The sequence below is a fragment of the Nocardioides sp. IC4_145 genome, assembly GCF_011250565.1.
Lineage (GTDB): Bacteria > Actinomycetota > Actinomycetes > Propionibacteriales > Nocardioidaceae > Nocardioides.
The window spans coordinates 1-13,875 of the sequence record NZ_JAANMS010000023.1 but is presented as its reverse complement, the minus strand read 5'-3'; the positions used below and the strand labels follow the sequence as shown (position 1 = coordinate 13,875).

13 protein-coding genes are annotated in these 13,875 nt (G+C 72.0%); 7 read left to right on the top strand and 6 right to left on the bottom strand.

What is annotated here, in order from left to right:
• Window positions 1–79: 79 nt before the first annotated feature.
• A complete protein-coding gene (locus G6553_RS11160) occupies window positions 80–1,573 on the top strand; it encodes a glycosyltransferase family 2 protein (RefSeq protein ID WP_242680316.1) in 1,494 nt (497 codons plus the stop codon).
• 47 nt (window positions 1,574–1,620) lie between these two features.
• Window positions 1,621–2,361 (top strand): hypothetical protein, encoded by a 741-nt coding sequence (locus G6553_RS11155; RefSeq protein ID WP_166192367.1) that lies wholly within the window; start codon window positions 1,621–1,623, stop codon window positions 2,359–2,361.
• A gap of 209 nt (window positions 2,362–2,570) precedes the next feature.
• Here G6553_RS11155 and G6553_RS11150 read toward each other — a convergent pair whose 3' ends face one another.
• Window positions 2,571–3,743, bottom strand: coding sequence for a response regulator transcription factor (locus G6553_RS11150; RefSeq protein ID WP_166192364.1), 1,173 nt, complete (start codon window positions 3,741–3,743; stop codon window positions 2,571–2,573).
• Window positions 3,744–3,839: 96 nt separating this feature from the next.
• The gene (locus G6553_RS11145; RefSeq protein ID WP_166192361.1) at window positions 3,840–4,850 is read right to left on the bottom strand and encodes a glycoside hydrolase family 6 protein; all 1,011 of its coding nucleotides are present in this window, start codon (window positions 4,848–4,850) and stop codon (window positions 3,840–3,842) included.
• Window positions 4,851–4,891: 41 nt separating this feature from the next.
• Here G6553_RS11145 and G6553_RS11140 point away from each other — a divergent pair, with 41 nt between their 5' ends.
• Window positions 4,892–5,491, top strand: a complete 600-nt coding sequence (locus G6553_RS11140; RefSeq protein ID WP_166192359.1) for a Maf-like protein — start codon at window positions 4,892–4,894, stop codon at window positions 5,489–5,491.
• Here the strand turns inward: G6553_RS11140 and G6553_RS11135 are convergent.
• The 4 genes from G6553_RS11135 to G6553_RS11120 all read right to left on the bottom strand — a co-directional run bounded on the left by G6553_RS11135 (window position 5,421) and on the right by G6553_RS11120 (window position 10,135).
• On the bottom strand, window positions 5,421–6,032 hold the full coding sequence (locus tag G6553_RS11135; RefSeq protein ID WP_166192356.1) for a GtrA family protein: 612 nt from the start codon (window positions 6,030–6,032) through the stop codon (window positions 5,421–5,423). The genes G6553_RS11140 and G6553_RS11135 overlap by 71 nt on opposite strands.
• 176 nt (window positions 6,033–6,208) lie before the next feature.
• Complete coding sequence (locus G6553_RS11130) at window positions 6,209–7,615, bottom strand: OFA family MFS transporter (RefSeq protein ID WP_166192353.1); 1,407 nt, start codon at window positions 7,613–7,615, stop codon at window positions 6,209–6,211.
• Between the two features lie 76 nt (window positions 7,616–7,691).
• Window positions 7,692–8,921: a sugar phosphate nucleotidyltransferase gene (locus G6553_RS11125; RefSeq protein ID WP_166192350.1), complete on the bottom strand. Its 1,230-nt coding sequence runs from the start codon at window positions 8,919–8,921 to the stop codon at window positions 7,692–7,694.
• Between the two features lie 41 nt (window positions 8,922–8,962).
• Window positions 8,963–10,135, bottom strand: a complete 1,173-nt coding sequence (locus G6553_RS11120; protein ID WP_166192347.1) for an acyl-CoA dehydrogenase family protein — start codon at window positions 10,133–10,135, stop codon at window positions 8,963–8,965.
• Window positions 10,136–10,309: 174 nt separating this feature from the next.
• On the opposite strand from G6553_RS11120, the gene G6553_RS11115 reads away from it, so the two are divergent.
• From G6553_RS11115 to G6553_RS11100, 4 genes are all read left to right on the top strand, one after another.
• Window positions 10,310–12,103 carry a biotin carboxylase N-terminal domain-containing protein gene (locus G6553_RS11115; protein ID WP_166192344.1) on the top strand — a complete coding sequence of 598 codons (1,794 nt, stop codon included), beginning with the start codon at window positions 10,310–10,312 and terminating at the stop codon, window positions 12,101–12,103.
• Window positions 12,104–12,314: 211 nt separating this feature from the next.
• Complete coding sequence (locus G6553_RS11110; RefSeq protein ID WP_166192341.1) at window positions 12,315–12,872, top strand: hypothetical protein; 558 nt, start codon at window positions 12,315–12,317, stop codon at window positions 12,870–12,872.
• A 30-nt stretch (window positions 12,873–12,902) separates the two neighbouring features.
• A complete protein-coding gene (locus G6553_RS11105; RefSeq protein WP_347565650.1) occupies window positions 12,903–13,406 on the top strand; it encodes a PH domain-containing protein in 504 nt (167 codons plus the stop codon).
• Window positions 13,403–13,875: PH domain-containing protein (locus G6553_RS11100; protein WP_166192338.1), on the top strand; the 473-nt coding region annotated here is incomplete at its 3' end. The genes G6553_RS11105 and G6553_RS11100, both read left to right, overlap by 4 nt.

The window sequence follows — 13,875 nt, the reverse complement described above, 5'->3', positions numbered from 1 at the left end:
GACTCGGCCAGGAACGACGACCGGGTCGGTGGCCAGCACGGGCACCGCCAGCGATGGGACAGCGGTGGACGCGAACGACATGGGACAGCACGAGGGGATCGGGCTCGCGCCCGGGACAGTGCCCGGAGCAGTGCCCGGGTTCGACGACCCCCGCTACGTGCGCATGCCCGACCCCTCGCTCGAGGCGTACGCCGAGGAGTTCCTCGAGGCGGTCGACGAGCTGCCGACGCTGCGCCCGACCGTGGGCTGCGTGATCCCGGCGTACAACGAGGCCGAGACCATCGCCGGCGTCCTCGACTCCCTGCTCCAGCAGACCCGGCTCCCCGACGCCATCCACCTCGTCGTCAACAACACCAGCGACGACTCGGTCGAGATCGCCAGCCACTACGCCGGTCCGCACACGCGGATGACCCCGACCGGGGAGCAGTCGACGGTCATCTACGTCCACGACATCGGCAAGAACCCCGACAAGAAGGTCGGCGCGCTCAACTACGGCTACTCCCTCGTCGAGCACATGGACTACCTGCTCGGCGTCGACGGCGACACCACGCCGGAGCCGGACGCCATCCAGCACCTCGTCGACGAGATCGCCAGCGACGACCGCATCGGCGGCATCTCCGCTATCTACTCCATCGACGACTCCGCCCTCGACGGGCTGATGGCCAAGTTCCTCATCGCCGGCCAGCGCGCGCAGTTCTCCGCGTTCAACATGCAGAACCTGCTCAAGGGCCGCAACATGGCGGTCCTCGGCGGGCAGTTCTCGATCTTCTCCACCCAGGCGCTGCGCGACGTCATGCGCGACAGCCACCAGCGCACCCCGTGGGTCAGCGACTCCGAGGTCGAGGACTCGCTGCTGTCGCTGCAGATCAAGTCCGCCGGCTACCTCACCAAGATCTCCGCCCGCGCCCGGGCGCACGTCGGCGGCATGACGACGCTCCGCTCGCTGGACGCCCAGCAGGTCAAGTGGAACTTCGGCGCCATCGACCTGATGTGGCCCGGCCAGCGCGGCGACACCAAGGGCCAGCCGTTCCACCCCAACCTGCGGCTGCGGTGGTTCGAGCACCTCTCGATGGTCGTGAACATGGCCTCGCGCATCATGTTCCTGGTGCTGCTCATCGGCGCGCTGACGATCGACGCGTTCGTGTTCCAGGCCTGGTGGCTGATCCCGCCGCTGGCCGCGGTGTGGTTGAACTTCCGGGTCGCGCACTCCATGGAGTTCGCGAACCGGCGCGACTACCTCTTCGTGCTCCTGGTCTTCCCCGCCGAGCTCTACATGTTCATCCGGATGGGGCACTTCGTCCGGGCGTGGCTGAAGTTCTTCAGCCGCCAGCAGACCGACAACTGGGCCGCGCAGGCCAAGGCCGAGCGCGGCAAGGGCGTCGCGTGGACCTACCCGTTCGTCGCGCTCGGCGTCTTCTTCGTCGGGGCCTGGATCGCCTGGCAGCAGGTGCCGATCCGGACGACGTCCGACCTGCTCGAGCTCGGCTGGCCGATCCTCGGCGTCATCACCGTCCTGCAGACCGTCTGGATGCTCATCAAGGCCTCCAAGCGCTACCGCGGCTTCAAGGCCTGATCCCTCATGAGCACCCCGCCCGCACCAGTCCTCGGGAGAACCCCACCATGTCCGTGCGCCCCGCCCGGCCCCCGCGCCGCCTCCGCACCCTCGCCGCGTCGCTGGCGCTCGTCCTCGCCGGCTCCCTGTCGGGGTGCTCGCTGGTCGACAAGATCGGCGGCGGCGCCGAGCCCGTGGAGGCGGAGAACCCGACCGCCGCGGCCACCGAGGCGGCGTACGACTCGCAGTTCACGCGGGACGGCACCTTCCAGTCCCACATCGACATCGACGGGATGGACTTCGTCTACACGCTGTGGCCGACCAAGTCGACGCCGCGGACCAACGAGTGGTACCCGAAGGGCAACAAGTTCTTCTCCTTCACCTTCCAGGTCTACGACCTCGACCGGAAGCTGCGCGACCCGTTCCGCACCAAGCGCAAGGCCTACCTCGGCAACATCAAGGTCACCTCGCGGACCATCACCTCCGACGGCGGCCGCACCCAGCGCCCCTACAAGCTCGACGCCGAGGCCTCCCAGATCACCTTCGACCCCGAGGCCGTCACCCACCCCGTCCACGGCATGCTCATCACCTCGCCCAAGGGCTCCTTCGAGCTCCGCAACCAGAAGATCGGCCCGATGTCCGACGACACCCGCGGCCTCGAGCTGACCTTCGTCGCCGACGTCCACTACGAGACGGCCCCGGGGTCGGGTCGGTTCGTCGCCAAGAAGGTCAAGCAGACCGTCCCCATCGCCATCTTCGAGTCCGACACCCCCACCCAGGTCGCCGAGATCCCCGTCAACGCCAACTGACCCCGCCTCGTCCCCGGGGTGGTCGAGGAAGGCGCGGCGCCTCTCTCGAGGCCCGTCTCGAGACCCGCCGAGAACTCACCCGGTTTCGACACGGCTCGCTGGCGCTCGCCTGCTCAACCAGCGGACGGGGTCTCGACACGGCTCGCTGGCGCTCGCCTGCTCAACCAGCGGAGGGCTCGGTGCTCGCCCAGCGAATGGGCCGCGGTGGGTCAGGCGGTCTCGGCGAGGCGGTAGCCGACGCCGCGGACCGTCTCGATGAAGCGGGGGGTGGCACCGTCGTCGCCGAGCTTGCGGCGGAGGTTCGCGACGTGGACCTCGACCGAGCGCTTGTCGGCCTCGTTGACGAAGTACGAGGTGACGTACTGCTGGCCGCGCATCGTCAGGACCAGGTCGGCCTTGCTGCGGACCCGGCGGCCGGTGCTGAGCAGCGAGGCGAGCAGGTCGAACTCGGTGCGGTTGAGGTCCACCGCTCCCCCACCGACCGTGACGACCCGGCTCTCGTGGTTGAGGGCGAGCCCGTTGAAGCGGACCCACGACCCGTCCGCCGACGGACCCGGCGCCGCCGGCGGCACCGGCGCCGGTGCCGCGTGCGCGCCGCCCTGCGGCGCGACCGGCTGCTGCGGGGCAGGCGGCACGTAGGGCGGCGCCTGCGGGTAGGAGGGCTGCGCCGGCGGCGGCTCGTAGGCAGCCGGTGCCTGGTGCTGAGGCTGGTAGGGCTGCGTCGGCGGCTGGACGACCGGCGGCTGCACGACCGGCTGCTGCACCTGCGGCTGGTACGTCGGCTGCGGCGGCGGCGCGACCGGCTCGGGCTGCACCGGCGGGGCCGGCTGCGCGGGCTCGTCGCTGCGGACGACGCGCAGCGGGGCGTTCTGGGTGAGGTCGCGGGCGGCCGCGGCGGCCCACGACTCCTGCTGCGGCGGTGGCGCGGGGGCGGCAGCAGGCGCAGGGGCAGCAGCGGTGGTGGCCGACGCGTCGTCGTCCGCCCAGCCGACCGGCTGGTCCGAGCGCGAGCGTGGTCGGCGCAGCATCGAGTCGGCACGGGCGCGCAGCTCCCGCGGCCGGAACGGCTTGACCAGGTAGTCGTCGGCGCCGGCCTCGAAGCCCTGCACGACGTCGATCTCGTCGGCCAGCGCGGTGATCATGATGAGGTAGGTGTTGCTGAACTCGCGCAGCCGCCGGGCGACGGCGAACCCGTCCATCCCCGGCATGTTCACGTCGAGGGTGGTGATGAGGGGGTTGTGCTGGCGCACGGCCTCGACGCCGGAGGGGCCGTCAGGCGCGACGAACGTCGAGAACCCTGATTGCGTCAGCACGATGTCGATGAGATCCCGAACGTCCGGGTCGTCCTCGATGATGACCGCGGTCCACGGATCCCCCTGCATGGTCGAACCCTAACAACGGCCGAGGCGCGCCCGTGCTCATCCGCGGCAGCGGCCCCCGAACTTGTCCGAACGGCTGAGGGTGCAGGGGCGAGCGGGTCAGGACCGCCCAAGCAGCTCGAGCGCGCGTTGTCCCCAGAACTCCCCGGCCGGCGGACCGCCGTTGCACTCGCCGTCGCTGTCGCCGGGCGGCTTGACCCACAGGTAGGCGTCCAGACCGGTGCCGTCGTCGACGTACCCCGGACGCTGCCCCAGCGCCTGCCCCGAGGGGTTGCACCACTCCTCGGTCGACCCCACGCCGTTGCGGCCGCTGTCGACCACGTACGACGCCCCGCCGACGAGCTCGCTGAGCCGCTCGGCCCAGCGCACCTCGTCCCGGTCGGTCTGGTAGTTCGACACGTTCGTCGCGAAGCCACGCACCCGGTCCACGCCCACCTCCCGCAGCAGGCCGGCCACCTCCTTGACCGGGACCCAGTCCGAGTGGCCGCCGTCGACGTACGTCGTCACGCCGGCGTCGGCGAGGACGTCGACCGCCTGCGAGAGCAGGTCGACGCGCTCCGCCCGGCGGTCGCACTCCACCGCCGAGGCGAGCGCGTCGGGCTCGAGCACGACAGCAGCGGCGTACGGCGCCACGGCGCCCGCGATCTCCTCGACCCAGGGCACGTAGGTGTCGGCGCGGAGCCCGCCGCTGGAGTAGCCGCCGGTGCAGTCGCGGTCGGGGATGCCGTAGACGACGAACAGCGGCACCTCGCCGGCCTCGTCCGCCGCGCCGCCGACCCCTGCGACGTACCCCCCGACGTCGCCGACCGGGCGTTCCTCGGGCGTCAGCCAGATGCCCTGCGGGACCTCGGCCAGCTCGGCGAAGGCGGCGGCCTCCTCGGTGCGCCCGTCGGCCTCCGCCTGCCGGGCGGCCTGCGCCGTGCGCGAGTCGGGGTCGGCGTACTGCGGCTGCTCGGCGAAGCGGTTGCGGTCCTGCGGACCGAGCTCCCACGGGCCGAGGTGCTGGGCGCGCGCGACGAGGACCCCGACCACCGCGAGGACCACGACCGCTGCGACCACGCCGGCGGCGAGGAACGGCATGCGGGAGCTCCGGGGGGCGTCATCAGGCACGCGGTCATTGTGCCGACCGACCGGTGCGCGATGCTGGTCCGGTGCCGACGTTCGTGCTCGCCTCCGCCTCCCCCGCCCGCCTCACCACGCTCCGCAACGCCGGGCTCGACCCCCAGGTGGTCGTCTCCGGCGTCGACGAGTCACAGGTCGTCGGCGTGCCTCCGGCCGAGCTCGCCCTGCGCCTGGCCGAGCTCAAGTGCGCGGCGGTGGTCGGCCGACCGGAGGTGCCGGCGGGCGCCCTGGTGCTGGGCTGCGACTCGGTGCTCGAGCTCGACGGCGAGGCCCTCGGCAAGCCGGCCGACGCCGACGAGGCCGTCGCTCGTTGGCGCTCGATGCGCGGCCGGTCCGGCGTCCTGCGCACCGGCCACGCGCTGCACGACACCGCGAGCGGCCGCACGGTCGCCGCGACCGCGTCGACCACCGTCCACTTCGCCGACGTGGAGGACGGGGAGGTGGCGGCGTACGTCGCGACCGGCGAGCCGTTGCACGTCGCCGGCGCGTTCACCGTCGACGGCCTGGGCGGCGCGTTCGTGACCGGGATCGAGGGGGATCACCACAACGTGGTGGGCGTCAGCCTTCCGCTGCTCCGGACCCTGGTGAACGACCTGGGCCACTCGTGGACGGGTCTCTGGGCTCGCTGACCGGCCCGCCGGGCAGCGACGTGCCGTCCGGGTCCACGGTCTCGCCGAGGTGGTCCGGCTCGGCCGGCAGCACCGGCTCGGCCGGGTCGTACATCTCGGTCAGGTGGATCGGCCGGCGGAAGATGAACCGCCGGAACAGGTAGAACCGCGACGCCAGGCCCATGACCAGGCCGATGACGTTCGCGGAGACGTTGTCGGAGATCGGGTCGTCGAGGCCGAGGACGTTCCGGCTGATCGTCAGGCAGGCGATCGGGATCAGCATGGTCACGGCGTTGATCGCCACGAACGCCGTCAGCCCGCCGTCGGCCTGCCGCGGCGGCCGGTCGCGGAAGGCCCAGGTGCGGCTGCCGCGGTAGCTGACGAACATGCCGACGGTGTTGGCGATGACGTACGCCAGGATCGGCTGGTCCGGCAGCACCGCGTGGTCGCCGGTGTTGAACCCGTGCACCAGCACGTTGAAGATCACGAGCGCGACGACGGTCGCGAGGCCGCCGACGGCGACGAACCGACCGGCCTCACCGAGGAAGCGCCGGTTCGACATGGGTCTCAGGCTAACGAACGCAGCGCCCGCACCCCGCCTCGACGGGGCCGCGGGCGCCGCGACGGGTGACGACCGAGGTCAACCGGTGAACAGGTTCGCGGCCCGGCGCAGCGTCTCCACGACGCCGTACGCCAGCGGGACACCCACCAGCGTCCAGGCCACAGCGATCCGTGCACTCATGCGCGGCTCTCCTCTCGCTCGGGGTTGCCGGGCGTCGCGGACGGCTCGTGGAACCTCTCGGCGACCGGGCGGACCAGCAGGTTGGCGACCAGGCCGACGGCGAGCAGCCCGACCATGGTGAACAGCGCCGGCCGGTAGTCCGCGGCGACCAGGTTGCCCGGCTCGCCCTGCGCGTCGAGGAAGCCGTTGACGATGAGCGGACCGGCGACGCCGGCCGCCGACCACGCGGTCAGCAGGCGACCGTGGATGGCGCCGACCTGGTAGGTGCCGAAGAGGTCACGCAGGTACGCCGGGATGGTGGCGAAGCCGCCGCCGTAGAAGGAGATGATCACCGCGGCGAAGAGCACGAACAGCACGGTCGAGCTCGGGCCGACGGTCGCGAGCAGGACGTAGCAGACCAGCCCGACGCCGAGGTAGACCAGGTAGATCGGCTTGCGGCCGATGACGTCGGAGGTCGAGGACCAGACGAAGCGGCCGGCCATGTTCGCGATCGACAGCAGGCCGACGAACCCGCCGGCGGCCGCGGCGGCGACCGACGACTCGCCGTTCTCGCGGAAGAAGTCCTGGATCATCGGCTGCGCCTGCTCGAGGATGCCGATGCCGGCCGTCACGTTGCAGAACAGCACCGTCCACAGCAGCCAGAACTGCGGGGTGCGGATGGCGTTGTTGGCCGACACGCTCGCGGTGGTGACCAGCGCCTTCGAGCGCACCGTCGAGGGGTCCCAGCCGTCGGGCTTCCAGCCGTCGGGTGGCACGCGCACGGTGAAGGCGCCGAACATCATGAAGACGAGGTAGACCGCGGCGAAGGTCAGGAACAGCATCATCACCGCGTCGCCGCTCGGCACCGAGGAGGAGTCCCCGGAGTCGTAGGACGAGTCGTAGAGCGACATCAGCCGCCCGGAGAGCGGGGACGCCACCAGCGCGCCACCGCCGAAGCCCATGATCGCCATGCCGGTCGCGAGCCCCGGCCGGTCCGGGAACCACTTGATCAGCGTGGAGACCGGAGAGATGTAGCCGATGCCCAGGCCGATGCCGCCGATGCCGCCGTAGCCGACGTAGACCAGCCACAGCTGGTCGGTGGCGATGCCGAGCGCGGCGACCAGGAAGCCGGCGACCCAGAAGCAGGCGGAGACGAACATCGCCGCGCGCGGGCCGTTGCGGTCCACCCAGGTCCCGAAGAGGGCCGCCGAGAGGCCCAGCATCACGATCGCCACCGAGAAGATGACGCCGATCGCGGTCAGCGTGCTGTCGAAGTGCTCGACCAGCGCGCTCTTGTAGACGCTGGTCGCGTAGACCTGGCCGATGCACAGGTGCACGGCCAGGGCGGCGGGCGGGACCAGCCAACGGCTGTAGCCCGGCCCGGCAACGGTGCGCTCACGCGCGAGGAACGACGGTACGGCCATGCACTCCACCTCCAGTGGTCGCGGTGCAGGTACCCACCTTGTGAGCGCCGTTACAGGCGAACCCGGACCGAGGGCCTCAGGCGGTGGTCCCCGGCTCGAGCCTGCTGCCGGCCGCGAGGACCACGCCCTCGCCCACCACGCTGTGCCGGCCGACGATCGTCACGGCGTCCGGGTCGTCGTACGCCGGGGCGTCGGGCTCGCCGACCCGGGCGCCGGGCCCGACCTCGCAGCGGGTGTCGACGATCGAGCGGTGCACGGCCGCCCCACGGCGTACGACGGTGTCGGAGAAGACGACGCTGTCGACGACCTGCGCCCCCTCCTCGACCACCACCCCGGGGCCGAGCACGCTGCGGGTCACCTCGCCGGCCACGCGGCACCCCGGGCTGAGCATGGAGTCCGCGACGGTCGCGCCGTCGAGCACCCGGGCCGGCTGCCGCTGCGGCTGGCGGGTGAGGATCGTCCAGCCCGGTACGCCGAGCACGTCGCGGTCGTCGGTGAGCAGCTCGCGGTGGGCGGTCAGGTAGAGGTGGGGCTGACCGAGGTCGCGCCAGTAGCCCGGCATCCGGTGCGCGACGACCTTGCCGCGCTCCACCAGGTGCGGCAGCAGGTGGTCGCCGAAGTCGCCCAGGCCCGTGTCGCCGGGCTCGCTGTCGGCCGAGATCTCGCGGTGCAGCTCGCCGAGCACCTCGACGAGCACCTCGGGGTCGTAGACGAAGATCTCCGTGGCCACGGTGCCGGTCGTCGGCTCCTCGGGCTTGTAGTCGAGCCGGGTCACCCGCCCCTCGTCGTCGTGCTCGACGGTGGCATGGCTCGAGGCCTCCTCGAGCGGCACCTCGGTGGTGACGACCGTGCACTCCGCGCCCTGCTCGTGGTGGGTGACGATCGCGTCGCGGTAGTCGAAGCGGTAGACGTGGTCGGCGCTCATCACAAGCACCACCTCGGGGGCGAACTCCTGGACCTGGTCGCGGATCCGGAACAGCAGGTCGGCGTTGCCCTTCGCGAACCCGTCCTCGTCGAGCGTGCCCGTCCCCTCCTGCGGCATGAGCAGCCGCAGCCCGCCGACGTTGCGGTCGAGGTCCCAGGGACGCCCGTTCGCGACCTGCTCCTCGAGGGTCGACCCCTGGTACTGCACCGAGAGCCACACGTCCGTACAGCCGGAGTGGGTGAGGTTCGACAGCGGGAAGTCGAGCAGCTGGAAGACCCCCGCGAACGGCAGGGCCGGCTTCGCGCGCTCCCGCGTCAGCACGTCCATGCGCCCGCCGGCGCCTCCGGCCTGGACGATCGCGAGCACGCGGTGAGCCACCATCTCGTCATCGTGACAGGCGGGTGCACGCGGCCGCCCTCACGTCACTCGACCGGCAGGCCCAGCCCCCGGGCGATGAGCATCCGCTGGACCTCCGAGGTGCCCTCGCCGATCTCGAGCACCTTGGCGTCGCGGTAGAAGCGCGCGACGGGGTACTCCTCCATGAAGCCGTAGCCGCCGAAGACCTGGGTGGCGATCCGGGTCGCGGTGACCGCCGACTCGGTGGAGTAGAGCTTGGCGACGGCCGCCGCCTGCTTGAACTGTTGGTACGGCGCCCCCGCGTCCTTCATGGCGGCCGCGCGGTAGGTGAGCATCCGGCTGGCGTGCAGCATCACCTCGAGGTCGGCCACCTGGAACGCGACCCCCTGCTTGCGGCCGATCGGGCCGCCGAACGTCTGCCGCTCCCCCGCGTAGGCGAGCGCCATGTCGAGGCAGGCCTGGATGCAGCCGACCGACAGCGCGGAGATCGCGACCCGGCCGTCGTCGAGCGTGGCGAGGAACTGGGCGTAGCCGCGGCCGCGCTCGCCGAGCAGGTGGTCGGCGGGCACCCGGGCGTCCTCGAAGGACAGCGGGTGGGTGTCCGAGGCGTGCCAGCCGAGCTTGTCGTAGGCCTTCTCGGCGGTGAAGCCGGGCGTGCCGGCCGGGACCATGATCGCGGAGATCTCCGGGCGGCCGTCCTCCCGCGTGCCGGTGCGGGCGGTGACGGTGACCAGCGAGGTGATCGAGGAGCCGGAGTTGGTGATGAACTGCTTCGAGCCGTTGACCACCCACTCGTCCCCGACGAGCTCGGCCTTCGTGCGGGTGGCGCCCGCGTCCGAGCCGGCGCCGGGCTCGGTCAGCCCGAAGCCGGCGAGCTGCTCGCCGGCGACCAGCGCGGGCAGCCACTGCTGCCTCTGGGCGTCGGTGCCGTAGGTGAGGATCGGGTTGATCCCGAGGCCGACGCCGGCCTGCAGGGTGATGCCCATCGACTGGTCGACGCGCCCGATCTCCTCGATCGCCACGCAGAGGCTCGTGAAGTCGCCGTCGTCCCCGGCGCCGCCGTACTCCTCCGGCGCGGTGAGCCCGAACAGCCCGAGCTGCCCCATCCGCTGCACCACGTCGACCGGGAAGTGGTGGTCGCGGTCCCACTGCGCCGCGTGCGGCGCGATCTCGGCCTCCGCGAACTCGCGGACGCTGCGGCGGAACTCCTCGTGCTCGCGGGACAGCTCGAACGTCATGCGCGGCATGCTAGTCCGCTGGTTAACGGTTGTTAACCAGCCTCGGCGGAAGCGAGCGCACGTCGCGTGGCTGAGACCACAGCGGCGGGACCGCCGCGGGGCGATAGCCTGCCCGCCGGGTCGCCCGACCCGTGTTCTGAACACGAGCTTCCGAGAGAGCCAGGAGTGCCCACGGTGCCGGAGAGCAAGCCCCTCACGAAGGTCCTCGTCGCCAACCGAGGCGAGATCGCGGTGCGGGTCATCCGCGCCTGCAAGGACGCGGGCATCGGCAGCGTCGCCGTGTACGCCGAGCCAGACCGCGACGCCATGCACGTCCGGCTGGCTGACGAGGCGCACTCCCTCGGCGGCGCGACCCCGGCCGACTCCTACCTCGACATCGCCAAGCTCATCGCCGTCGCGGAGAAGTCCGGCGCGGACTCCGTGCACCCCGGCTACGGCTTCCTCGCCGAGAACGCCGACTTCGCCCAGGCCGTCATCGACGCCGGGCTGACCTGGATCGGCCCCCCGCCGGCCGCCATCGAGGCGCTGGGCGACAAGGCCAAGGCCAAGCACATCGCCGACAAGGCCAACGCCCCGCTCGCGCCGGGCACCAAGGACCCGGTCAAGGACGCCGACGAGGTCGTGGCGTTCGCGCAGGAGAACGGCCTGCCGGTCGCCATCAAGGCCGTCTTCGGCGGCGGCGGGCGCGGCCTCAAGGTCGCCCGCACCCTCGAGGAGATCCCCGACGCCTACGAGTCCGCGGTCCGCGAGGCGGTCACGGCGTTCGGCCGCGGCGAGTGCCTGGTCGAGAAGTTCCTCGACAAGCCGCGCCACGTCGAGACCCAGTGCCTGGCCGACCAGCACGGCAACGTCGTCGTGGTCTCCACCCGCGACTGCTCGCTCCAGCGCCGCAACCAGAAGCTCGTCGAGGAGGCGCCGGCGCCGTTCCTGTCCGAGGAGCAGCTGACCGAGCTCTACGAGTCCTCCAAGCGCATCCTGCGCGAGGCCGGCTACCACGGCGCGGGCACCTGCGAGTTCCTCGTCGCCCAGGACGGCACGATCTCCTTCCTCGAGGTCAACACCCGGCTCCAGGTCGAGCACTGCGTCTCCGAGGAGGTCACCGGCATCGACCTGGTCCGCGAGATGTTCCGCATCGCGGCCGGCGAGGAGCTCGGGTACGGCGACCCGGAGATCCGCGGGCACTCCATCGAGTTCCGCATCAACGCCGAGGACGGCGGCCGCAACTTCATGCCCGCCCCCGGCACCCTGTCCGCGTGGAGCCCGCCGAGCGGCCCCGGCGTGCGCCTCGACGGCGGCTACGAGAACGGCGAGACCATCCCCGGCTCGTTCGACTCGCTCATCGCGAAGCTGATCGTCACCGGCCGCGACCGCACCCAGGCGCTGGAGCGCTCGCGCCGCGCGCTGGACGAGTTCGTGGTCGACGGCATGCCGACGGTCATCCCGTTCCACCGCGCGGTCGTCTCCGACCCGGCGTACGTCGGCGCCTCGAACCCGTCGGGCGAGGGCTCCTTCGACGTCTACACGCAGTGGATCGAGACCGAGTTCGACAACCAGATCGAGCCGTACGCAGGTGACGTCGCCGAGGCCGACGAGCCCGAGGAGCGGCAGAGCGTCGTCGTCGAGGTCGGCGGCAAGCGGCTCGAGGTCGTGCTGCCCGCCGGGCTGGGTGGCATCTCCGCCGGCGGCGCTGCCGGGGGCGCCGCGAAGAAGCCCAAGCGCAAGAAGGGTGGCGGCTCGGGTGCCGCGGCCAGCGGCGACGCAGTCACCAGCCCGATGCAGGGCACGGTCGTCAAGGTCGTCGTCGAGGAGGGCCAGGAGGTCGCCGAGGGCGACACCGTGGTCGTCATCGAGGCGATGAAGATGGAGCAGCCGCTCAAGGCCCACAAGGCCGGCACCGTCACCGGCCTCCAGGCCGAGGTCGGCGCCACCGTCACCAACGGCGCCGTCATCTGCGAGCTCAAGGACTGACGCTTCTCCACGCGCCCCGGTCGGCCGGAGTTCTTCCTGCCGGCCGGGGTGTGAGCATCCCAGGTTCACTTGGGATGTTGCTGCTCTGCTGCCATCGCGATGGCCGAGAAGCATGGACATCCCAGGTTCACTTGGGATGCTGACGCCGGCCCGGACAGGAAAATTTCCGGATCCGGCGAACCGACCGCGGCCGGCGAGCGTCGGAGCCAGCATGAACATCAAGAACACAGCAGGACGAACGACCGCGGCGGCCCTCCTGGGTGGGGTGCTGGCGCTGACGACAGCGTTGACGACCGCGGTGCCGGCGGGTGCCGCCGTCGGGGTGGTGAAGGACCCGGCCGGTGACGGCCGGACGTCGTTCAAGAGCGGTGACGTCACCAAGGTGCGCGTCAAGCACGGCCCGAAGGCGCTGCGCCTGACCGTGAGCCACGCGGCCGAGAGCGGGCTGGCCGACGTCTACCGCTTCAACATCGACACCCGGCCGAAGGTCGCCGGCCCCGAGTACGTCATCGGCGCCGGCATCGAGGTCGAGGAGTGGAGCGTCTACCGCGCCCGGGGCTGGAAGGGCGTCCAGGGCGAGGAGCTCTGCGACGGCGGGGCCGACGTGGACTTCGACGGCCAGAAGATGCGGGTCGTCGTGCCGCGCGGCTGCTTCGGCTCCCCGGAGCGGGTGCGGGTCAACCTCGTGACGTCCAACGACTACCCCGGCACCCCGGTCGACCACGCGCCGGGCAAGCGGAAGTACGGCGGCTGGGTCGCCGCCGGCTGACGCGCGCCGGGGCGTGGCTAGCGTGGCCACGTGACCGACGCCCTGATGACCTCGCCCCTGTTGCGCGAGCCGCGCCACCGGGTGAGCCCGCGGGCCCGCCTGATGTGGCAGGTGACCGCGCTGGTCGAGGGTGCAGTGACGATCGGCGTGCTCCTGCTGGTCGGCCTCGCCGTCGACGCGGTCGACGTGCGCTGGTGGATGGTGGTCGCGGCAGCGGTCGCGGTGCTCGTCTGGGTCGCGGTGGTGCCGCAGTGGCGCTACGCCGTGCATCGCTGGGAGGTCACCGAGACCGCCGTGCACACCCAGACCGGCTGGTGGGCGCGCGAGCAGCGGATCGCGCCGCTCTCCCGGATCCAGACCGTCGATCGCGCGGAGGGTGCGGTCGCCCGGCTCTTCGGGCTCGCGACCGTGACGGTCACGACGGCCTCGGCCGCCGGGGCGCTGGAGATCGACGGCCTGGATCGTCGGCAGGCGGTCGCCCTGGTCGCCGAGCTGACGGCCCGGGCCGACGCGGTCGAGGGCGACGCCACGTGACCGACCCGCAGGACCCGCTCAGCCCCGGGGACTGGCAGCGGCTGGACCCGCGGATGCTCCTGGTCCACCCGGTCCAGGAGACCGTGCGGCTGCTGCCGGTCCTGCTCGGCCTCCTCGTCGCGGGTACGGCGTCGGGCGCACGCGGCTGGCAGCTGCTCGGCCTCGTGATCCCCGTCGTGGTCGGCCTGCTGCGCTACTGGACGACCAGCTACCGGGTCGGCAGCGGCCGGGTCGAGCTGCGCCGGGGGCTGCTCGAGCGGCACGTCCTCTCGACGCCCGTCGACCGGGTGCGCACCGTCGACCTGACCGCCTCGCCCGTGCACCGCCTGCTCGGCCTGGTCACCGTCCGTGTCGGCACCGGGACCGCGTCGACCGACGGGGACGAGCGCCTGGACCTCGACGGCCTGCCCGCCGCGGACGCTCGGCGGCTCCGCGAGGACCTGCTGCGAGCGGCCCGCGCCGCCCGCCC